The organism is Xylanibacillus composti, assembly GCF_018403685.1.
Lineage (GTDB): Bacteria > Bacillota > Bacilli > Paenibacillales > K13 > Xylanibacillus > Xylanibacillus composti.
Genome location: NZ_BOVK01000061.1, coordinates 1 through 20,138, shown reverse-complemented (window position 1 = coordinate 20,138; position 20,138 = coordinate 1). Strand labels below are relative to the sequence as shown.

The window sequence follows — 20,138 nt, the reverse complement described above, 5'->3', positions numbered from 1 at the left end:
TTGCCGCAGCTGGAACAGCGCGCGGCCAAACGGTTAAACCGCTATCTTACAAAGCGTTCGCTCCCGCAACAATCTCGGAGATTTCCTGCGTGATTGCCGCCTGACGAGCCCTGTTGTGCTGAAGTTTCAATGTGCTGATCATATCGTTGGCATTGCGTGTCGCGCTGCCCATTGCGGTCATCCGCGCGCCGAACTCGCTCGCCTTCGCTTCAAGGAGCGCGCTGTAGATGATCGTCTCGGCGTAACGCGGCAGCAGAACATCCAATACGCCTTCCGGTGAAGGCTCATATTCATATTGCGCAGAAGGTCCCCCCTCTTGCGCCTCCACGTCAGCCAGCGGCAGAAGCTGCTTGATGACCGGCTTTTGCGAAATCGCGCTGTGGAACTCGTTGTATACCAGGTTCAGCTCGTCATAAGCGCCTTTTTCGAAGTTGCTGACGCTTGATCTGGCGATGTTCCTGATTTCTTGGAAGCTTGGCGAATCCGCCAGTCCTGTCACTTCCTCCACAACGGGCATGTTGCGCTTCCGGAAGAAATCCCGTCCCTTGCGCCCGATCACGAACAACGCGTACTCATCAGGAGACTGATGGTTGGCCTGAATCGTCTGCATGAGCATACGAAGCAGGTTGTTATTGTACCCGCCGGCCTGACCGCGGTCGGAAGTGATGACCAGATAACCGGTTTTGCGAATTTCGCGCTTTTGCAGCATCGGATGCGTAACATCCGTAGTGCCGGCAGCGATATTGGCGATCACTTCCTTAATCTTGTCAGCGTAAGGCCGTGCCGCGACAGCGCTTTGCTGCGCGCGTCTCAGCTTGGAAGCAGCGACCATCTCCATCGCTTTTGTGATCTGCCTCATGTTTTGCATGCTCTTGATCTGGCGCTTAATCTCGCGTATTCCTTTTGCCATTTAGCTCACCACGTTTCCGTTAGGCCCGGGATCCGGCAAAGCCTTTTTTGAATTTCTCAATCGCGTTTTTCAACGCTTCTTCATTTTCCTTGGTCAAATCTTTCGTATCGGTAATCGATTGATAGATGCCCTGCTCGTTCGAGTCGATGTAATCAAGCAATTCCTTCTCGAAACGGCGCACATCGCTCACTTCGATATCATCCAGATAGCCTTTTGTAGCCGTGTAAATAGATACGACTTGTTTCTCTACAGAAAGCGGCTCATTGACGCCCTGCTTGAGAATTTCCATCAGACGGGCACCGCGGTTCAAGCGCGCTTGAGTCGCCTTGTCCAGATCGGAGCCGAACTGAGCGAATGCTTGCAGCTCGCGGTATTGCGCCAGATCGAGCTTCATCGTACCGGCAACCTTCTTCATCGCCTTGATCTGTGCGGCGCCGCCGACACGGGATACCGAGATACCGACGTTAACAGCTGGGCGCTGGCCTGCATAGAAGAGGTCAGACTCCAGGAAGATCTGTCCGTCGGTGATCGAGATCACGTTCGTCGGAATGTACGCAGATACGTCGGAGGCCTGTGTTTCGATGAACGGCAGTGCGGTGATCGAACCGCCACCGAGATCATCGTTCAGCTTCGCTGCGCGCTCCAGCAAACGGGAGTGCAGATAGAAGACGTCGCCCGGATAAGCCTCGCGGCCCGGAGGTCTTCTGAGCAGCAAGGACAGCTCGCGGTATGCAGCAGCCTGCTTGGTCAAATCATCATAGACGATCAGGACATGCTTGCCTTTGTACATGAAGTACTCGCCCATCGCGCAGCCTGCATATGGAGCCAGGAACAGCAACGGTGCCGGCTCGGATGCGCTTGCTGTCACGACGATTGTATAGTCGAGCGCGCCTTGGCGTCTCAGTGTTTCTACAACGTTTGCTACTGTGGATTGCTTCTGACCGATCGCAACATAAATACAAATGACATCGTTGTTCTTCTGATTCAAAATCGTATCAATCGCGATAGATGTCTTACCGGTCTGGCGGTCACCGATAATCAATTCCCGCTGTCCGCGGCCGATCGGGATCATGGCGTCGATCGCCTTGATGCCAGTCTGCATCGGTTCGTGAACGGATTTCCGGTCGATTACGCCCGGAGCAGGAGCTTCAACAGGACGCGACTCGGTTGTATTGACCGGTCCCTTGCCGTCTACCGGCTGACCGATCGCATTTACGACACGACCGAGCAGAGCTTCGCCTACAGGCACTTCCATGATGCGGCCTGTGCGCTTGACTTGGTCGCCTTCACGGATGTCCGTATATGGTCCGAGGATAACGATACCGACATTGTCCTCTTCCAGGTTCAAAGCCATCCCCATGACGCCGTTGGCAAATTCAAGCAGCTCGCCGGCCATAACTTGCTCCAGCCCATGCGCGCGCGCAATACCGTCACCGACTTGGATGACTGTGCCGACATCGGAAACTTGGATATCGGATTTATAATTTTCAATCTGCTGTTTAATCAGCGTGCTGATTTCTTCAGGTCGGATACTCAAAGAACCTCACCCCTATCCTTATTGTGCTTGTGAACGCATGATCGTTTTTTCCATATCGGCTAACTTGGTTTTCAAGCTGCCGTCATAAACGCGGTCGCCGATTCTCACCTGGACCCCGCCAAGCAAAGAAGGCTCGACTACCTGCTGGATTTGCAGTTTTTTGCCTGTCAGCTTTCCAAACGCATCCGCAATTTTGCTCAGCTCGTCATCAGAAAGTCGGGCCGGGCTGGTGACAGTGGCTCTCGCCTGTCCCAACGCTTCTCCCGCAATCTTGACGAACTGTTCCCACACCGCACGGATAGCTTTTTGGCGATGTCTCTGCACGAGCAGCTGCAGTGTGTGCAGCACCAATTCGGATACATGCTTCTCCAAGCTTTGGTTGAGTACGGACAGCTTATCTTCCATCGAGATGCCCGGATGCTCAAGAAACTTCCAGTACTCCTCGTTTTCCGTGATCAGCTTGACAGCCGTCTCGAGCTCCTGGTTGACTTGATCGACAATGCCTCTCTCGCTAGCCGCCTCGAACAATGCACGCGCATAACGTTTCGCGGCAATCCCTACCGTGCTCATACGTTGCCTCCTACTTCCTTGAGGTACTTGTTAATGAGCTCTTCCTGCGATTTCTCGTCGATTTGCTTCTCGATAATCTTGGAAGCAATCAGAACGGACATGGCGCTCACTTCGTTGCGAAGCGCAACCACAGCTTTATTCTTCTCGTTCTCGATTTCCTTCAAGGCGTCTTCCTTCAAGCGCGCCGCCTCGGCATTCGCCTGAGCAAGAATGTCTTCTGCCTGCTTGCTGCTAGTCTTTTTCGCCTGCTCAAGCATTTCGTATGCTTCTTTGCGAGCATCCTCAACCGCCTGCTTTTGCTCGGCCAAATATTGCTCAGCCTGCTTGCGGCTTGCCTCTGCTTCACTCAGTTCGCCTACTACCTTCTCCCTGCGCTTCTCCATAATCGAGAAGAGCGGACCGAATGCGTATTTATTCAAGAGCCAGTAAAGGATACCAAATGCGATGATCGCAAATACTATCGATTCCCAATAGAGGTGCATACAAATTTCACTCCCTTCCGAAGGCTATGGTACAGATGGAGTAGAACAAAAGGAAGGCGCGGACGGCTTAGGCCTTCCCCGCCTAAACTTGATATTGTGTCGGTTTAGCCAAAGAACATCAGGAACGCCAATACGACGCCGATCAAAGGCACAACCTCGACGATACCAACACCGATAAACATCGTCGTCTGCAGCGTACCGCGAAGCTCAGGCTGACGGGAAATCCCTTCAACCGTCTTGCTCACGATCATACCGTTACCAAAACCTGCGCCCAGTGCGCCAAGACCTACCGCAATTGCTGCTGCCAAAAATTCCATTGTGTAATATCCTCCCTTAATGAATTCACATTATTTTTGAAAAAGTATGTTGTATATCATCTCAGCCGATTGCCGCTATTGCCGCAAGCGATCAGCCAAGCTAAAGCAATCTTAATGCTCCTCGTGTATAGAAGCCTGTGCGATGTAAACCATCGTCAAAATCGTAAACAGGAATGCCTGGATGGCACCGATAAATATACTGAAGCCCTGCCAAGCGATCATGATCGGAATCCCGAACACCCCCGCCATAATAATGGTGGCGATCAGAATTTCACCCGCGAAAATGTTGGCGAACAAACGCAGCCCCAACGTGATCGGCTTAAAGATTTCCTTGATCAGATTCAGCGGGAAGAAGAACCAATAAGGCTCGAAATAATGTTTGAGATAATGGTGCCGGTTACGCGTAAAGCCTAAATAGTGAACAATCACAAAAACTATCAAGGCAATCCCTAGTGTAACGGACAAATCCGCCGTCGGCGACTTCCACCACAACACGTGAGCATAATCGCTACCCTTCTCTTTTGCCCGATCAATGGCTTCTTGCGAAACCAAGTCGTAGCCCATCAATGTTACTGGCTCCTTGTGGTCTGTAATAACCGCGAACGGCAGACCGAGCAGGTTGGATATAAAGATAAACATAATCAAGGTTAAGCCAAGCGCAATCAAGCCCTTCCCCTTCTTCAGAGGCATGGCGCTTGCCACAATCCCCTGTACAAATTCCACGACCCATTCCATGAAATTTTGCAGCTTGCCAGGATTTTCAACTGATAGATTTCTCACTGCCAGGCGCGCCAGAATAAAGACAATAACGGCAGAAACGATGGTCGTGCCAATTGTCGATAAATCAAGGTTCAGACCACCAATCTCCCATATGGGCAATTCGTGCATTGCATCTCCCCCCTTTCAAGTCAGCGATTGCTTTTGTGGTTTATATTGGAAATGAAGCCAATAAAAAAGGATGCAACCGGAGTGAAGAAAATGCCGATCGCGGTCGCCAACACCTCAAACTGCTCAAGCTTGAGTGCTGCCATCACGGCGATTAACACAAGGCTCGCTCTGGATAAATAGCCGAGGCTGAAACGCCGTGCTTGATTTTCCAATACCAAGCGGGTTAATTGGATAATCTTTACATTCAGGAGTTGGGCGTTGATCAAACTGATCGAGGATCCTAGAATCAAACCGGCCATGAATGGCTTCGTGTCTGGCAGAAACGCCCATATCAGCAGACAACCCGCAAGCCATATCAGATAGACGCGGAGCAAGATTCTAAGCAGGGCCGAAAGGTCATTCATTCGCTTCCTCCAGGTAACGCTTGATTAGCAGCACGATGCTGAGGATACCAACAGCCAAACCGACCAGCACCCCCACAATTTTCCACGCAGGTTCTCCCGTGCGGCTGCCTAGAAAAGCGCCTCCAAAATATCCGGCTGTTATGCAAACAGCCACTTCCAGACCGATCAGGCTCGTCCAGCCCAGTGTCTTCCATGGGTTGTCTTGGCTCTTCTGGCCTTTCATATAGGAAACCTCCGCAATTTGCCCTCACCCATTGTATCGAAGGCATATGACATTTGTCAATTTGATAAATTTGAAATATGTGAACAGGATGTGAACGGAGCTGGCCGCTTATTGTCTCTTCCAAAATGATGCAGGATTGCCTGTACGATCCGTTCGGATGCGCGACCGTCCCCATAAGGATTCGCGGCTTCGCTCATACGTTTATACCGGGTTGAATCGGTCAGCAACGCGGCACATGTCTCGTACACGCGCTCCTCATCTGTACCGACCAGCTCCAGGGTGCCGGCATCTACCCCTTCCGGCCTTTCCGTCGTATCCCGCAGCACAAGCACCGGAACGCCGAAAGACGGCGCCTCTTCCTGCAATCCGCCGGAATCAGTCAGGATAAGATGGGTGTGCGGATAAAAGTTGTGCAGATCGGTCACATCAAGCGGATCCGTAAGATGAATGCGCGGATGCCCGCCCAGCATTTCATATGCCGGCCCCTTCACAGCCGGACTTGGATGAACCGCATACACAATAGCCACATCGTCAAATTCATCGGCGATGCGCCGTACGGCTCGGAAAATTCTGCGATGCGGCTCGCCTTGCGATTCCCTGCGGTGGGCAGTCATAAGGATCAGACGCTTGCCCCTGACTTCCTCAAGAATAGGATGGCTGTAATCCTTGCTGACCGTATATTGGAACACATCGGTGACAGTGTTCCCAGTAATGTATATCGTCTCCTCCGGCTTATTCTCCTTTCGCAGATTGCCCGCCGACCATTCAGTCGGAGCAAAGTGCAAGTCTGCCAGCACGCCGGTAAGCTGACGGTTCATCTCCTCCGGATACGGAGAGAGCTTATTCCATGTTCGAAGCCCAGCCTCTACATGGCCGACCTGAATTTGCTGCATGAATGCCGCAAAGCTGGCTAGAAATGTCGTGATCGTATCGCCATGCACCAGCACAACATCCGGACGCGACTCCTTGAGAATCGGTTCCAGTCCAGTCAACACACGCGAGCTGATTTCAGTAAGCGTCTGCTGCGCTTGCATGACATTCAGGTCATAGTCCGGCCTTATGTTGAACACCCTCAACACCGCATCCAGCATATCGCGATGTTGGGCAGTGACACATACGATCGATTCAATCTCCGCAGGGTGCTTGGCAAGCTCCAATACGAGCGGCGCCATCTTGATCGCCTCCGGGCGCGTGCCGAACACCGTCATCACTCTCAACTTTGCTGACATAAGCTCATCCCTTCCCGTCAGTTTCTTTCTACTTTTTACCTTAATTTATAGTGCTATGTATTTCGTATTAGGAACCGTGCATATGTTACTTTGTGCCGAACAGCCTGTCCCCCGCATCGCCCAATCCCGGAATGATGTAGCCGTGATCATTGAGATGGTCATCGATCGCCGCCACATACACATCGACATCCGGATGCGCCTCTTGAACCGCTTGAATGCCCTCTGGCGCTGCAATCAAGCACATCAGCTTGATCGACGCGCAGCCTCGTTCCTTCAATAATTTGATTGCGGCATTGGCCGATCCGCCTGTAGCCAGCATCGGGTCGATAACGATCAATTCCCGCTGCTGCACATCAGTAGGCAGCTTGACGTAGTATTCGACTGGTTGGAGAGTCTCGGGATCGCGATATAAGCCAACATGCCCCACCTTTGCCGTCGGATGCAGCTTCAATATACCGTCCACCATACCAAGGCCGGCGCGCAAAATCGGAATCAGTCCAAGCATGCGGCCGGAGATGACCTTGCCATCGGCGATCGCTACTGGCGTCTTGACCTCAACATGCTCAAGCGGCAGGTCACGCGTAATCTCGTATGCCATCAGCATCGCCACTTCATCGACGAGCTGTCGGAAATCCTTGGTTTTTGTATTCTCATCTCGTATGTAGGTGAGCTTATGCTGAATTAACGGATGATCGCAAACAACTATTTTTCCCATAATACCCTCCCATAAGGACCGAACTTTAAACCGAAACCATTATAACACTGACCCCTGCAGGATGAAAGGATGCATGTATATTTATGCCCGAATTTGTCAGATAGAAACCATCGCTCCCAGTGCGCCCTGCCTTTAATCGTCAATCTGCGCTTTCCTGTGCGCGGTGCCCATATCCCTGTCAGTCCGTACTTTCCTGAACGTCGTGCCCATATCCCTGTCAGTCCGTGCTTTCCTGAGTGTCGTGCCCACATCCCTATCAGTCCGTGCTCCCTGAGTGTCGTGCCCATATCCCTGTCAGTCCGTGCTTTCCTGAACGTCATGCCCATATCCCTGTCAGTCCGTGCTTTCCTGAACGTCATGCCCACAAGTACAGAAACTTACCCGGAGCTCAGAACGCTGTGCCTCTCTTCTCCCTTACAAACCATCTTCAACATGCAAAAATATTATTAAAACATCGGGTGCAGCCTGCCGTGTATAGGCATGACGCTCAGGAACGCTAAACAAATAACCTGGTAGGCGGCGATCCGACTTCTCAAACATATAGGCACGACACTCAGGTGACACTCAGGCAGGATACTCGGCTCGAACAAAGGCTTTCAAGTTCCACTCCATTTCCATCTCGCTCAACAGGCTGGTCAGCCCCGCTAACCTAAAGGACAGACAAGAGTTATCCCAGACGATCAACTCGTCAAACGCGCATATAGCAAAGAGCTGCTCCATGGTCCTTGCCGACCGCCGGAACAGCTCTTGTCGTGTATGCATGTAACTTGATATCCGTCACTTGCGGCATATATGGCCTCAAGCCACTAAGATACCTGACGATGAGTCGCCGCAGTGCTTAATATGCCAATCCTTCGTACAGCGGGAATTGGGCCGTCAGTTCCTTGACCATGCCGCGGGCTTTTTCATGAACAGCTTCGTCTTCCGGATTTTTCAGCACCATGGAAATGACCTGAGCAATGGTCTTCATGGCTGCCTGATCCATGCCGCGCGTTGTCACAGCCGGCGTGCCAATCCGGATGCCGCTTGTTACAAATGGGCTGGTCGGATCGAATGGAATCGCATTTTTGTTGACCGTAATATGCACGGAGTCAAGCAGCTTCTCGGCCACTTTGCCGGTGATATCCAGATTGCGCAAGTCCACCAGCATCAGATGGTTGTCGGTGCCGCCCGAAACGATCTGCAGGCCTTCCGCCATCAGCGATTCCGCCAACGTTTGCGCATTGGCGATCACATTGCGGCCATATTCCTTGAAGGATGGCTGCAGCGCTTCTCCAAACGCTACGGCCTTGGACGCGATCACATGCATCAGCGGACCGCCTTGGGAGCCAGGGAAGACCGCTTTGTCGATCGCCTGCGCCCATGCCTGGCGGCACAGGATCATGCCGCCGCGCGGACCGCGCAGCGTCTTGTGTGTAGTAGTAGTTACGAAATGCGCGTGAGGCACCGGATTCGGGTGCAAGCCTGCTGCAACGAGGCCGGCGATATGCGCCATATCCACCATAAACAGCGCGCCTACATCGTTTGCGATTTGACCGAGTGCGGCGAAATCAATCTCGCGCGGATAAGCGCTGGCGCCAGCCACGATCATGCGCGGCTTGTGCTTGAAGGCAAGCTTGCGCACTTCTTCGTAATCGATCCGGAACGTTTCCGGATCGACGCCGTAGCCGACGAAGTTATACAGAATGCCTGACGCGTTCACCGGGCTGCCATGCGTCAGATGACCGCCATGTGCCAAATCCATGCCGAGTACAGTATCTCCTGGCTTCAGGGCAGCCAGATAGACAGCCATGTTAGCCTGCGCCCCGGAGTGCGGCTGCACATTCGCGTGCTCGGCGCCAAACAGTTCCTTGGCTCGGTCGCGCGCGATATTTTCCACAACGTCCACATATTCGCAACCGCCATAGTACCGTTTGCCCGGGTACCCTTCTGCATATTTGTTCGTCAGTACAGTTCCGAGGGCTTCCATAACGGCTTCACTGACAATGTTCTCCGAAGCAATCAGCTCAATGTTGTCGCGTTGGCGTCCCAGCTCCAATCCCATTGCTTCTACTACTTCGCGGTCGGCTTTGCGTAAATGTTCCATTTCTCTTCCTCCTGTCGAATCATTCTTCATTCTATCCCGTTCATCTTGTATAGCAAGCCCGCTCCCCGCCGATCAGCTTAGGCCTCGTCCAGGCCGCATTCACATGCGCCTGTCCGAGCTGGCGGAGGCTTGGGCGAAACGGCACAGCCACCGGACGCAAGTGCATGCCGATCAGCGTATCGCCGATGTCGATGCCGGCATGCGCTTGAATGCGTTCAGCCAAGCACGCATCCTCCAGCTGCCGGAAAGCATGCGAGGCCATCGCACCGCCAGCCTTCAAGATGGGCACGGCGGCAACTTCCTCGAGGCCGAAGCGTACCAATTCCCGGCGCTCCACTACGAGCGCACGGTTCAAATGCTCGCAGCACTGAAAAGCTACAGCAAAGCCGTGCTCCCGCCGGACTTGCTGCACGCCATTCCACACGGCTGCGGCAATATCCTCGGCGCCTGAAGTGCCAATGCGCGCGCCTGCTATTTCACTGGTGCTGACGCCCATGACGATCAGGTGGGCCGGACCCAGGTTGGCATGTTCGGCCAATTCCCGGACAATGACAGCCGTATTTGCGGTAATTTGCTGCAAATTCATAAGCCAGAGCGCCCCCTTCTTATGGATGCAGCGTATAACTCTCTTCTAGCGAGCGGATTTTTCCAATGCGGTTTGCGTGGCGTTCTGCTTCGGAAAACTGTGTTTCCAGCCAAATCTGAACGATATCCTGTGCCAGACCCGGACCAATTACCCGTTCGCCCATGGCCAAAACATTCGAATCGTTATGCTCGCGTGTCGCCTTCGCCGAGAAGGTATCGTGCACAAGCGCACAGCGAATGCCTGGCATCTTGTTCGCCGCAATGGACATGCCGATGCCCGTCCCGCAAATCAGAATCGCCCGGTCCGCATCACCGGCGATCACCTTCTCACATGCCGGAATCGCATAATCTGGATAATCGACGGAATCCTCACAGGAACAGCCGACATCCTCAACAGCATGGCCCAGCTTCTCAATGAAGCTTTTCAGCTCTTCCTTCAACCTGTAGCCGCCATGATCTGCACCGATTGCCACTTTCATTTGCATACGCCTCCTTTTGCCACTAGCTTTCCCCAGCCGACTGCTTTCACCCAAAGTAAAAAAGAGCATGGCACGCACGTCAAACGTGCGTTATCCTTGCTCTTGCCCAGGCGACCGGCCGATACCTTCCGATGCTCCACCGTGGTTCATTCCACTTGTCGCCAGTTACATCGGAAGACTGTTCAATTACCCTCATCATACTCCAATCGTGCTTGCCTGTAAAGCCTGGAAAATGTCTGGTGCGCCACTTTTTACGTACTGGCTCCGCCCCCCGCATCTTGCGCGAGCTTGCGAACCAGCTTGTCCACTGCATATCTAATCTCCTCAGCGACAATCCGATAGTGCTCCTCGGTTCCGCCAAACGGATCGGCGATATCGTCGTCTCGCAAATGGTCAGCCAGCTGCTGCATACGCTCATGTTCCGCAGGCGCAATTGTTTCTCCCAACGCCTGCTTCGTCTGCAGTTCTGCCATGAATGCTTCCCACTCCATTCGCATCTGCTTCTGTTCCGAATCATTCCAGGCATACTCTTGCAGCGTATAAACCTTTTCTACGGTATACGGAAACATCTGTAAAATGGTGCGCTTATGCCCCTGCGTCATCGTCAAAATCAAATCCGCCCAGTCCACATCTTCCTGCTCCAGAGATCGGGATCGATGCTCTGTCGGGCAGCCAGCTTCACGTATGACCGTGGCAGCATGCTTGGACATCGGCGTACCATCGGCAGCAGCGACACCCGCAGAGCGAGCTTCTGCCGCCAGCATGTGTTCTTGGGCCATTTGCCGGAACAGCTTCTCGGCCATCGGACTGCGGCAAGTATTTCCGGTACAAACAAACAATACACGGACCAAATTCCGCACCTCCGTTTCTTCGCCTTGCCTTGAAACAGACACGGCCTTTCTTCCTTGACTATAGTATAAACTTTAAACCGAATGCCAACAAAATCACTCCGCCCAATGCCTCTCCGTACTCGCCGAACAGGCCCGATACCCGTCGCCCCAATAACAGTCCGGCTATTGACATAAGGCTGCCGAACAGGCCGAACACCATGACTGTCACAATCAAATCCGCCGCAAACAGGCCGAACGAGATGCCTACGGAGAACGAATCAATGCTTACACTAAGCGAAAAGACAAGCAGCCCCCAAAGCGTGCCGTAATCAAAGGAACGCGCGCCTTCCCCCCGCAGGGAACTATATATCATATGCAGCCCCAGCAGCGCAAGCAATCCTCCGCCTGCCGCAACCGCCACACCGCCAAGCAGCGAACCGACGTAATGCCCGGTGAACATCCCCATCAAAGGCATTATAATATGAAAGAGACCCACCACTACGCTGATCTTCAGCACGTCCAGAAGACGAATCCCCTTCAGTCCGATACCGATCCCCAGTGAAAAAGCATCCAGTCCGAGCGCGAAAGCCATAAGCAAGATCGTCATCCACTGCCCGAACGCAATTTCGATTGGTGACAAGCTTTCTTCCTCCTTATCGTCCGCCGTCCATTCATGCTTATGCGGACAAGGAGGGAAACATGTCTAGCCGATTGTTAGGACGCGGCCTGCGGCGGCTTTGCGCAGGCGGTTCATGATTGCGGCGCCGAGCCCGTGCTCGGGGTAGGCTTCCGCATAAATTTGCTCCGCCGCTTGCTCGTCGAAGGCGCGGAGCGACTCGTATAGCCCCCGCGCGGTTGAAGCGGGGTCAGCCAGGCTGCCGCATACTTGCACCAGCCCAGGGAAGGAGGCATAGACATCGGCATGCTCAGCGTAGGTGAGCAGTCCGACCCGCTTGCCCTGGGCCGCTGCCTCAGCGGCAGCCTTCCATATGTAGGCCGCCGTCTGCTTAGGCGGACCTGCGACAAGCGTCAGCTCGCCTTGCGGCGCGTAGTGCGCATATTTCATGCCGGGCGAGCGTGGCGCTGCCGCATGCTCGGCTGTTTCCGGCGCAACGGTCTCAACGCGCGGATGCACCTCGCGCAGCTGCTCGGCGCTGATGCCGCCCGGGCGCAGCACATAGACGCAGCCGTCGTTTACCTCGACGACGGTCGATTCCAGCCCGACACCTGTCGGCCCTCCGTTAACTACGCCGGCTATACGGCCGGCCAGGTCGTGGGCGACGTGCTCCGCGCGTGTCGGGCTTGGCCGCCCCGAGCGATTGGCGCTGGGCGCGGCCAAGGGACACCCAGCGGCGGCAATCAGCCGCCGGGCAAGCGGGTGGTCGGGCATGCGCACCGCCACCGTGGCAAGTCCCGCTGTCACTAGCGGCGACAGCGCGCCGGACTTCGCCGGGAGCACGACCGTCAGCGGCCCCGGCCAAAAATGCGCCATCAGCCGCGCGGACACATCGTCCGGCGGCTCGGCAATAGCGGCCAGCTGATCCAATTCTGCTATATGAACAATCAGCGGATTATCCGAAGGCCGGCCTTTGGCTGCATAGACCTTCTCTACTGCTGAGCTGGAACGGGCATCCGCACCGAGCCCATACACCGTTTCCGTCGGGAAAGCCACCACTTCCCCTTCGCGAAGCAAGCGTCCCGCTTCGCGAAGTCCTTCCTCAGTCGGCGGAATCAGGCCGGCTCCATTGTCCAGCTGCATGTTCGTATTTCGGGTTTCGTTCGCCATAAGCTGCTCCTTTACTTGAAAAAACCTTTGATCCATTGGATCAGCTTGTCCAGCCAATCCACCAGGAAGAATCTCAACTCCATTTCGCCCGCCACATCTGCCGATGAGATTTCCTGCGATTCTCTAACCTTGCCCTCCATATCCGATTCGCCGTCTTTCACGTCTTCCCCGGCCTCTTCAGCGGCGGCTTGACCGGACACCGTGTCCACGAAGCATAAAGGAGGAAACAGGACACACCACCAATTCTTCCCTTCGCCTTTCCCAATCGTGACAACCAGCGCTTCGTATAAGCCGGCGGGATAAACCCGATCCCCGTAAAGCTTCGCAGGAAACTCCACTTCACCCAACTGCACCTCGTAAGTGTATGAAGCTCCGCTTTCCCGAATCGTATTGCCGACCACCTGCTCCAGCACGTCCAGATTGCTTGAAACGAGCGCTCTCGCCTCTTCCAACGACATCGGCTCGGCCACCCATTTGTTCATTTGGTCCACTACCCGATCCCGAACTTGCCGCTTCAGCCATTGGTCATTGGCTCCATCGGAGTTGGCCAAAATTCTTAAGCGTATCGATTCCTCCGGAATCGCCGCTGCCGCCAACGGCGCCTGATTGCGCTGAGCGTCCCAAGACATGAGAAGCATAACTAGTATAAAGAGCAAATATCCATAACGGGCTTGCATTCGCATCGTATAAGCATCCTTTCTGCTGTCCAGGTTCAATCTAGTAGCCAGTATGGACAACAGAGGCAAATGCTATACTAGCAAACTAGCATTTTGATTATGCTAGTTTTCCGTTCACTAGGTCGCGGTTTGGAGGATGACATGGCGATCAATCCCCGCCAGGTCCTGAATTACCCTTACGCTGCGCTTGATTTCTCCTGCAGATTCAGCCAGACCTTGCAGCATGTCCGCTACCTCCCCGGCCTGGCCCTCGCCCACTTCAAGCCCGATCCAATCGGGCAATCGGGGCAGAAGCTTCAGTTGCTCGGCTAGGCGGCGGTACAACTCCAGCCCATCGTGCCCGCCATACAAAGCGGTTGGCGGTTCGTGTTCCGCCACCTCTGGAGACATCTGCTGCTCATCGGCCAAGGGCACATAAGGCGGATTCGAAATCAGCAAATCCGGCACAAGATGCCGCTCCAACCAAGGCTCCAGCAAATCGCCTTCGTAAAAAGAAATCCGCCCCGATACGCCATGGCGTGCGGCGTTTTCTCTCGCCACCGTGAGCGCATCTGCCGACAAATCGGAAGCCGATAGTTCCCACGCCGGTTCTTCAAGCGCCAGCGTAATCGGGATGATGCCGCTGCCTGTTCCAATATCCGCTACTAGGCCCGGACGCCATGCCCGGCCCCATGCCAGAGCCGCTTCCACCAACAGCTCCGTTTCCGGCCGCGGAATCAGCACGTGCGGATTAACCTGGAAGGGGCGCCCGTAAAATTCCTGCTCTCCGATAATATATTGCACGGGCTCACCTGCAGCCTTGCGCCGCAGCCAGCCTTCCCATTGTGCTTGTTTTTCCTTGGGAAGCGGCTCCTGCCAATCGAGAAACAGCTTGCTGCGGTCCCAGCCGAGCAAGCTGCACAGCATCCATTCCGTCACCCGCTCCGGGTTTTGCGTACTGCGGCTCTCCGCCGATGCTAAAAAAGAAGAAGCCTCCAAGTAGGCTTCTCGAATCGTCTTCTCCATGCTGTAACGCGCTCCCTCTTATAGCGCTTCCTGCTCCATTAACTCGGCTTGTTCGGCGACAGAAAGCGCGTTAATGATCTCATCCATTTCGCCTTGCAGCACCGTATCCAATTTGTGCAAGGTCAAGCCAATGCGATGATCCGTCACGCGGCTTTGCGGGAAATTGTACGTGCGAATGCGCTCGCTTCGGTCGCCTGTCCCCACCTTGCTCTTCCGCTCGCTCGCATACTTCGCCTCTTCCTCTTGGCGGAACTTATCGTAGATCCGTGCGCGCAGCACACGCATCGCCATTTCCTTATTGGAATTTTGCGATTTGCCATCCTGGCAGCTTACGACAATGCCCGTAGGAATGTGCGTAAGCCGTACGGCTGATTTCGTCGTATTGACCGATTGGCCGCCCGGTCCGCTGGAGCAAAACGTATCCACTCGAATATCGTTCTCGCTGATCTCAATCTCCACTTCTTCTGCCTCCGGCAGTACGGCCACTGTTGCGGTAGAAGTATGGATTCTGCCGCCGGATTCAGTCTCCGGGACTCGCTGCACACGATGCGCACCGCTCTCAAATTTCAGCTTGCTGTAGGCACCCTTGCCTCGAATCATAAAGACAATTTCCTTAAATCCGCCCAGGTCGCTCACACTCGACTCCATCACTTCCACTTTCCAGCCCTGCATATCCGCATAGCGCGTATACATGCGATACAGGTCTCCGGCGAATAAGGCAGCTTCATCGCCGCCGGCTGCACCACGAATTTCCACGATGACGTTCTTGTCATCGTTCGGATCCTTCGGCAGCAGCAGCACATGCAGCCGCTCCTCCAACTCTTCCTTGCGAGTCTGCAGCTCATCCAGCTCCATCTTCACCATTTCGCGCATCTCGTCATCCAGCTTCTCACCCAGCATTTGCTTGGCGTCTTGGTGCTGCTGCAGCACCTGCTCATATTCCTTGTAAGCTTCGTACGTCTCTTGCAAATCCGATTGTTCCTTCGAGAGCTCGCGCAGCTTGCCGGGATCGTTCGCCACGTCCGGATCGCACAACAGCTCGCTCAGTTTTTCATATCGGTCTGCCAGCGCTCTTAATTTGTCCAGCACGATGCTTTGCACTCCTTGCTTATAAAATAGGCTTTATACGTTAAACCGGAAGTGCATGACGTCTCCGTCCTGCACCACATATTCCTTGCCTTCCAGACGGAGCAAGCCTTTTTCCCTCGCCCCTGCCATCGAACCGGTCGCAATCAAATCCTCGTAACTGACAACCTCCGCGCGAATGAAGCCGCGTTCGAAATCGGAGTGAATCACCCCGGCTGCCTGGGGCGCCTTCGTCCCCCGACGTATCGTCCATGCCCGCACCTCTTGAACCCCTGCTGTAAAATAGGTATCCAACCCAAGCAGCACATAAGCTGCTCGAATCAACCGATTCAAGCCGGATTCCTCGAGTCCGAGCTCTTGCAGGAACATCTCCTTGTCTTCCCCTTCAAGCTCGGCGATTTCGGCTTCTACGCGGGCACTGATCACAACCACTTCGTTATTTTCTGATGCGGCAAATTCCTTCACCTTGGCGACATATGGATTCTCATCCGCATTCGCGGCCTCTGCCTCACTCACATTCGCCGCATACAATACCGGCTTCATCGTAAGCAAATGAAGATCGCGAAGCACGAGCTTCTCTTCATCCGTCAGCTCGATGCTGCGAGCCGGCTTATCCTCATACAGGACAGCTTTGACCTTCTCCAGGCAGTCAACCTCAGCGGCATACTGCTTGTTGCCGCCCTTCATATTTTTACGTGAGCGCTCGATTTTTCTTTCAACGGATTCGATGTCCGCCAAGATCAATTCCAAATTGATCGTCTCGATATCTCGAATCGGGTCTACTGATCCGGAAACATGCGTAATGTCGCTATCCTCGAAGCAACGCACAACATGCACAATCGCATCCACTTCCCGTATGTGCGCAAGGAACTTGTTCCCAAGCCCCTCTCCCTTGCTTGCCCCTTTAACCAAACCCGCAATATCTACAAACTCAAATGCCGTCGGCACAATTTTATTCGGATTCACAATGCCAGCCAGCTTATCCAGCCTTTCGTCCGGTACCTCCACAACCCCTACGTTCGGATCGATTGTACAGAACGGATAATTGGCGGATTCTGCGCCTGCTTGTGTAATTGCATTGAACAAAGTGGATTTGCCGACATTCGGCAAACCGACAATCCCTGCCTTCAGAGCCATATTCGGTTACACACTCCTTCTAAGTCCCAATCTATATTATTATATAGCAGGAAGGCGTTTGGCACAATGCAGCGCTTGTCACTTGCCAAAGATACCTGCGCTTTTTTACACTACACTTGAAAAAAGTTATCACCATGCAGGTGCGCAGTTATCACCAGCTTGTTCACAGAAAACCTGACATATCCACATGCTTATCCACAGCCTGTGTACAAAAACGAATACCTGTTCGCCAATAGCATGCAGCAGTCATGCAGCGAAACAAATGAAGCTAACGATTTGTTAGTATAGGGTGAAAGATCATGAACGAGGGGGACTTCAAGTGGACGACGAAAGATGGATGCAGGCCGCTATCGAGGAAGCCAAGCTTGCTGAGCAAAAAGGAGAGGTGCCCATTGGGGCAGTCATTGTCAAAAACGGCAGCATCATCGGGCGCGGACATAACCTGCGGGAAAGCTCTCTAGATCCGACTACACATGCCGAAATGATTGCGATTCGTGAAGCCAGCAAGAATCTTTCCGCATGGCGGCTTCTGGACAGCACTTTATACGTCACCTTGGAGCCATGCCCCATGTGTGCCGGCGCTATTCTTATGTCCCGGGTCAACCGCGTCGTATTTGGCGCAACCGATCCAAAAGCAGGCTGCGCAGGAACTCTTATGAATTTGCTGCAAGACCAGCGCTTCAACCACACTTGCGAGCTTACCGCAGGAGTCATGGCTGATGTTTGCGGGTCTCTGCTCACCCAGTTTTTCCGGAGGCTTCGCAAGGAACAATAGCTTCCCGCCATAGACATGGTGTGCATATTGGGGTAAATGAACCGTCATGCTTGCATAGATTTCGCGCCAATCTGACAAGCTATCCACAGAGCAATACTTATTCTTCTGAACTAGGAGGCGCGAGAAGATGACACAAGCACCGGCTAACGGAGACAAAAACCTCTTAAATGTAGCAGACAAGCTGGAACAAGAAGGCGTTAATGCCCAGCAAGCCCAGCAGCTGAATCAGGATATCAACGACCGAAGAAAAGATGCCAAAGAAACAGACACACCAAAAACTCCTGGCAACCCTTAAGGTTAAGGATTGCATGGCATGACTCAATGCTTTATCCGAGTGTAATCTGTACGGCACTTGAATATTGACAGTCCATGATTGGCTCCCTATAATTTTCTTAAATTGTGGAAAATAGAAATGAGGACCGCCCATGGCAAAATATGAATTGGATGACCAAGCATTATCGCTCAAGCTCTTTGTAGTGCTGTCCAAAGCACATAAAGTCCTGATGGAGATAAGTGCCAAGGATATCCGCAGGCATGGACTGTCCTTGACAGAATTTGCTGTGTTGGAGCTTCTATATCACAAAGGTGAAGTTCCGCTGCAGCAAATTGCAGGGAAGATCTTGCTCACAAGCGGCAGCATTACTTATGTTGCCGATAAACTGGAGGAAAAGGGGTTTATCCAGCGCAAACCGTGCGAGAATGACCGCCGTGTAACCTACGCAGTCATCACGAGCAAGGGCCAGGAGTTGTTTCACAGCATCTTTCCGGATCATGCCAACTTTATTCAATCGGCCATGAGCTCTCTCTCTGCACAAGAGAAGCAAACCGCCATTGCGCTTATCAAGCAGCTTGGTCAGGATGTGCAGCAGCGCTTTTCCTAGACCAAGTTTGGCTTGGGGAAAAAACAGGTCGGATCCAGGCCTGGATATTCTCTTGGTACACCAATGTGCCACAAGCGCGGAGCAAGCTTTTTCCCAATTGAAACGGGTTGTGCTCATGACGCTGCAACCACTGATAAAAAAATTCATCCACATATCGCTGCCGATGGCGTTCACTGACCCGTCGGTAGGCGGTCCGGATATAATTCTCTGCTTTGGATAGCAAAAAATTACGACATCTGTCTATCAAAGGATTATCTCGCAGACAAATTTTGTCCATACCGAATGGCAACGTTATTCCCTCCGAAGGATACCCTTCCTCCACGTTCATCCGATCGCATTCCTGCTTGTGCCCTTCCCTCTGACTCATCTCGTTCTCTAGCGTTCCAGCAACTTCAACGGAGACTTCCTTCTGGTTCATGCTCTGTCCAGAGCGAGAGCAAAAATCAACATCCACACCACCAGTCCACAATGATGGTTGCCCCTTGATCTCAATAGAGGACAACATATGCCTGCCATTGGATACCCGCATTGCGGCACGAATGACATGGAGCATTCTGAGCGCAGTGCGATAATGCAATTGAAGGACAGAAGCCAATCGATAAGCCGTACAGCGCTGATCAACTGCAACCCAATATATCGTAAAAAACCAATAGGCCAACGGCAATTTCGTCCCGTGCAAAAACGTATTCGCAGTCACGGAAGTCTGATTGCCGCATGCCGTACATTCATACAATCTTCTATTGTTGATGTAATAATAATGATGTCCCGCGCACCGTGGACATAAAAATCCATTCGGCCATCTTAAATAAAACAAAGCCTTGCGGCACGCCTCTTCCTCACGAAAGCAGTCCATAAACCGCCGCAGACTGGACAATGTATCGCCCGTTATCAGCTTCTTCCCCTCAGCAGCATCAGCCGGCAACTTCCATCCTGCATCTTGAAAGAAAAACCCGCCTAACCACTTCCTTACCCAATCGACATCTCCGCCGGATGAATCTGAATAATCTGATATATTTGCAGACCCTTCTGTTCCTATAAATTCGTTCTGCCTGCATCCTTTCGACCCACTTTCAACATTCATCGCGTGCACCCGCTCCTTTCAAGTATTGATACAAGAAAGAGGCTTCACCCTGTGGATTGTGACCTATGTGACGCCAGCCTGCTTCCAAGAACCTATGATCACAGTATACCGAACATTTGTTCTTATTTCAAGTGTTTATGCAAATAAAATTCCACAGATTCCCGGAATGTGAGAACAACTAGTTCTCCTAGCGCTTTCCTGATCGTGATGCTTATATAGGCTTTTTTAGGTGGCGTATTTTGCTCCTGATTGTAATGCCTATACGCGCTGGGTGGCGATGGACGGTGAATTCCTTGATGGTAGTGCCTATATACGCTGAATGGTCATGAGCGGTAGGGTTTCCTGATTGTAATGCCTATATACGACGGATGGTGACGAGCGGTAAGGTTTCCTGATTGTAATGCCTATATACGACGGGTGGTGACGAGCGGTAAGGTTTCCTGATTGTAATGCCT

General features: G+C 53.1%; 25 protein-coding genes, 1 pseudogene and 1 riboswitch. Of the genes and pseudogenes, 3 read left to right on the top strand and 23 right to left on the bottom strand.

The window, feature by feature from the left end; translation table 11 throughout:
* Positions 1 to 46 precede the first annotated feature (46 nt).
* The 21 genes from atpG to ychF all read right to left on the bottom strand — a co-directional run bounded on the left by atpG (position 47) and on the right by ychF (position 16,946).
* Positions 47 to 910: an ATP synthase F1 subunit gamma gene (gene atpG, locus XYCOK13_RS18175; protein ID WP_213413666.1), complete on the bottom strand. Its 864-nt coding sequence runs from the start codon at positions 908 to 910 to the stop codon at positions 47 to 49.
* Positions 911 to 929: 19 nt separating this feature from the next.
* The gene (gene atpA, locus XYCOK13_RS18170) at positions 930 to 2,447 is read right to left on the bottom strand and encodes a F0F1 ATP synthase subunit alpha (protein WP_213413665.1); all 1,518 of its coding nucleotides are present in this window, start codon (positions 2,445 to 2,447) and stop codon (positions 930 to 932) included.
* Positions 2,448 to 2,465: 18 nt separating this feature from the next.
* A complete protein-coding gene (locus tag XYCOK13_RS18165) occupies positions 2,466 to 3,017 on the bottom strand; it encodes a F0F1 ATP synthase subunit delta (RefSeq protein ID WP_213413664.1) in 552 nt (183 codons plus the stop codon).
* Entirely contained in the window at positions 3,014 to 3,499 is a 486-nt protein-coding gene (gene atpF, locus XYCOK13_RS18160; protein ID WP_213413663.1) for a F0F1 ATP synthase subunit B, read from the bottom strand. The genes XYCOK13_RS18165 and atpF overlap by 4 nt, the downstream gene beginning before the upstream one ends.
* Positions 3,500 to 3,603: 104 nt before the next feature.
* A complete protein-coding gene (gene atpE, locus XYCOK13_RS18155) occupies positions 3,604 to 3,816 on the bottom strand; it encodes a F0F1 ATP synthase subunit C (protein ID WP_213413662.1) in 213 nt (70 codons plus the stop codon).
* A 111-nt stretch (positions 3,817 to 3,927) separates the two neighbouring features.
* Positions 3,928 to 4,704 (bottom strand): F0F1 ATP synthase subunit A, encoded by a 777-nt coding sequence (gene atpB / locus XYCOK13_RS18150; protein ID WP_213413661.1) that lies wholly within the window; start codon positions 4,702 to 4,704, stop codon positions 3,928 to 3,930.
* Positions 4,705 to 4,724: 20 nt separating this feature from the next.
* On the bottom strand, positions 4,725 to 5,108 hold the full coding sequence (locus XYCOK13_RS18145) for an ATP synthase subunit I (protein WP_213413660.1): 384 nt from the start codon (positions 5,106 to 5,108) through the stop codon (positions 4,725 to 4,727).
* Positions 5,101 to 5,331, bottom strand: coding sequence for an AtpZ/AtpI family protein (locus XYCOK13_RS18140; RefSeq protein WP_213413659.1), 231 nt, complete (start codon positions 5,329 to 5,331; stop codon positions 5,101 to 5,103). The genes XYCOK13_RS18145 and XYCOK13_RS18140 overlap by 8 nt, the downstream gene beginning before the upstream one ends.
* A gap of 56 nt (positions 5,332 to 5,387) precedes the next feature.
* Positions 5,388 to 6,560, bottom strand: coding sequence for a non-hydrolyzing UDP-N-acetylglucosamine 2-epimerase (gene wecB / locus XYCOK13_RS18135; protein WP_213413658.1), 1,173 nt, complete (start codon positions 6,558 to 6,560; stop codon positions 5,388 to 5,390).
* 85 nt (positions 6,561 to 6,645) lie between these two features.
* The gene (upp, locus tag XYCOK13_RS18130) at positions 6,646 to 7,275 is read right to left on the bottom strand and encodes a uracil phosphoribosyltransferase (RefSeq protein ID WP_213413657.1); all 630 of its coding nucleotides are present in this window, start codon (positions 7,273 to 7,275) and stop codon (positions 6,646 to 6,648) included.
* A gap of 564 nt (positions 7,276 to 7,839) precedes the next feature.
* Positions 7,840 to 8,037 carry a hypothetical protein gene (locus XYCOK13_RS18125; RefSeq protein ID WP_213413656.1) on the bottom strand — a complete coding sequence of 66 codons (198 nt, stop codon included), beginning with the start codon at positions 8,035 to 8,037 and terminating at the stop codon, positions 7,840 to 7,842.
* A 76-nt stretch (positions 8,038 to 8,113) separates the two neighbouring features.
* Positions 8,114 to 9,361, bottom strand: coding sequence for a serine hydroxymethyltransferase (gene glyA, locus XYCOK13_RS18120; RefSeq protein WP_213413655.1), 1,248 nt, complete (start codon positions 9,359 to 9,361; stop codon positions 8,114 to 8,116).
* A gap of 40 nt (positions 9,362 to 9,401) precedes the next feature.
* Positions 9,402 to 9,947, bottom strand: coding sequence for a TIGR01440 family protein (locus tag XYCOK13_RS18115; protein WP_213413654.1), 546 nt, complete (start codon positions 9,945 to 9,947; stop codon positions 9,402 to 9,404).
* Positions 9,948 to 9,966: 19 nt separating this feature from the next.
* Positions 9,967 to 10,425, bottom strand: a complete 459-nt coding sequence (rpiB, locus tag XYCOK13_RS18110) for a ribose 5-phosphate isomerase B (RefSeq protein ID WP_213413653.1) — start codon at positions 10,423 to 10,425, stop codon at positions 9,967 to 9,969.
* A gap of 97 nt (positions 10,426 to 10,522) precedes the next feature.
* Positions 10,523 to 10,604: riboswitch (ZMP/ZTP riboswitch) on the bottom strand.
* A gap of 72 nt (positions 10,605 to 10,676) precedes the next feature.
* A complete protein-coding gene (locus XYCOK13_RS18105) occupies positions 10,677 to 11,318 on the bottom strand; it encodes a low molecular weight protein arginine phosphatase (RefSeq protein ID WP_244865251.1) in 642 nt (213 codons plus the stop codon).
* Between the two features lie 16 nt (positions 11,319 to 11,334).
* The gene (locus tag XYCOK13_RS18100; protein ID WP_213413702.1) at positions 11,335 to 11,862 is read right to left on the bottom strand and encodes a manganese efflux pump MntP; all 528 of its coding nucleotides are present in this window, start codon (positions 11,860 to 11,862) and stop codon (positions 11,335 to 11,337) included.
* 96 nt (positions 11,863 to 11,958) lie between these two features.
* On the bottom strand, positions 11,959 to 13,014 hold the full coding sequence (locus XYCOK13_RS18095) for an L-threonylcarbamoyladenylate synthase (protein WP_213413701.1): 1,056 nt from the start codon (positions 13,012 to 13,014) through the stop codon (positions 11,959 to 11,961).
* A gap of 38 nt (positions 13,015 to 13,052) precedes the next feature.
* Positions 13,053 to 13,724, bottom strand: a complete 672-nt coding sequence (spoIIR, locus tag XYCOK13_RS18090) for a stage II sporulation protein R (protein WP_213413652.1) — start codon at positions 13,722 to 13,724, stop codon at positions 13,053 to 13,055.
* Positions 13,725 to 13,835: 111 nt separating this feature from the next.
* Positions 13,836 to 14,723, bottom strand: coding sequence for a peptide chain release factor N(5)-glutamine methyltransferase (gene prmC / locus XYCOK13_RS18085; RefSeq protein WP_213413651.1), 888 nt, complete (start codon positions 14,721 to 14,723; stop codon positions 13,836 to 13,838).
* Positions 14,724 to 14,741: 18 nt separating this feature from the next.
* A complete protein-coding gene (gene prfA, locus XYCOK13_RS18080; protein ID WP_213413650.1) occupies positions 14,742 to 15,812 on the bottom strand; it encodes a peptide chain release factor 1 in 1,071 nt (356 codons plus the stop codon).
* Between the two features lie 33 nt (positions 15,813 to 15,845).
* Positions 15,846 to 16,946 (bottom strand): redox-regulated ATPase YchF, encoded by a 1,101-nt coding sequence (gene ychF / locus XYCOK13_RS18075; RefSeq protein ID WP_213413649.1) that lies wholly within the window; start codon positions 16,944 to 16,946, stop codon positions 15,846 to 15,848.
* A gap of 319 nt (positions 16,947 to 17,265) precedes the next feature.
* Here ychF and tadA point away from each other — a divergent pair, with 319 nt between their 5' ends.
* The 3 genes from tadA to XYCOK13_RS18060 all read left to right on the top strand — a co-directional run bounded on the left by tadA (position 17,266) and on the right by XYCOK13_RS18060 (position 18,602).
* A complete protein-coding gene (gene tadA, locus XYCOK13_RS18070; protein WP_213413648.1) occupies positions 17,266 to 17,721 on the top strand; it encodes a tRNA adenosine(34) deaminase TadA in 456 nt (151 codons plus the stop codon).
* Positions 17,722 to 17,848: 127 nt separating this feature from the next.
* Positions 17,849 to 18,016 (top strand): hypothetical protein, encoded by a 168-nt coding sequence (locus tag XYCOK13_RS18065; protein ID WP_213413647.1) that lies wholly within the window; start codon positions 17,849 to 17,851, stop codon positions 18,014 to 18,016.
* Between the two features lie 130 nt (positions 18,017 to 18,146).
* Entirely contained in the window at positions 18,147 to 18,602 is a 456-nt protein-coding gene (locus XYCOK13_RS18060; protein WP_213413646.1) for a MarR family winged helix-turn-helix transcriptional regulator, read from the top strand.
* Here the strand turns inward: XYCOK13_RS18060 and XYCOK13_RS22045 are convergent.
* Together XYCOK13_RS22045 and XYCOK13_RS22385 are read right to left on the bottom strand one after the other, a co-directional pair.
* Positions 18,562 to 19,260 (bottom strand): hypothetical protein, encoded by a 699-nt coding sequence (locus tag XYCOK13_RS22045; RefSeq protein WP_244865250.1) that lies wholly within the window; start codon positions 19,258 to 19,260, stop codon positions 18,562 to 18,564. The genes XYCOK13_RS18060 and XYCOK13_RS22045 overlap by 41 nt on opposite strands.
* Positions 19,261 to 19,317: 57 nt before the next feature.
* Positions 19,318 to 19,455: pseudogene (locus tag XYCOK13_RS22385) on the bottom strand (transposase family protein); the annotation flags it as partial.
* Positions 19,456 to 20,138 lie beyond the last annotated feature (683 nt).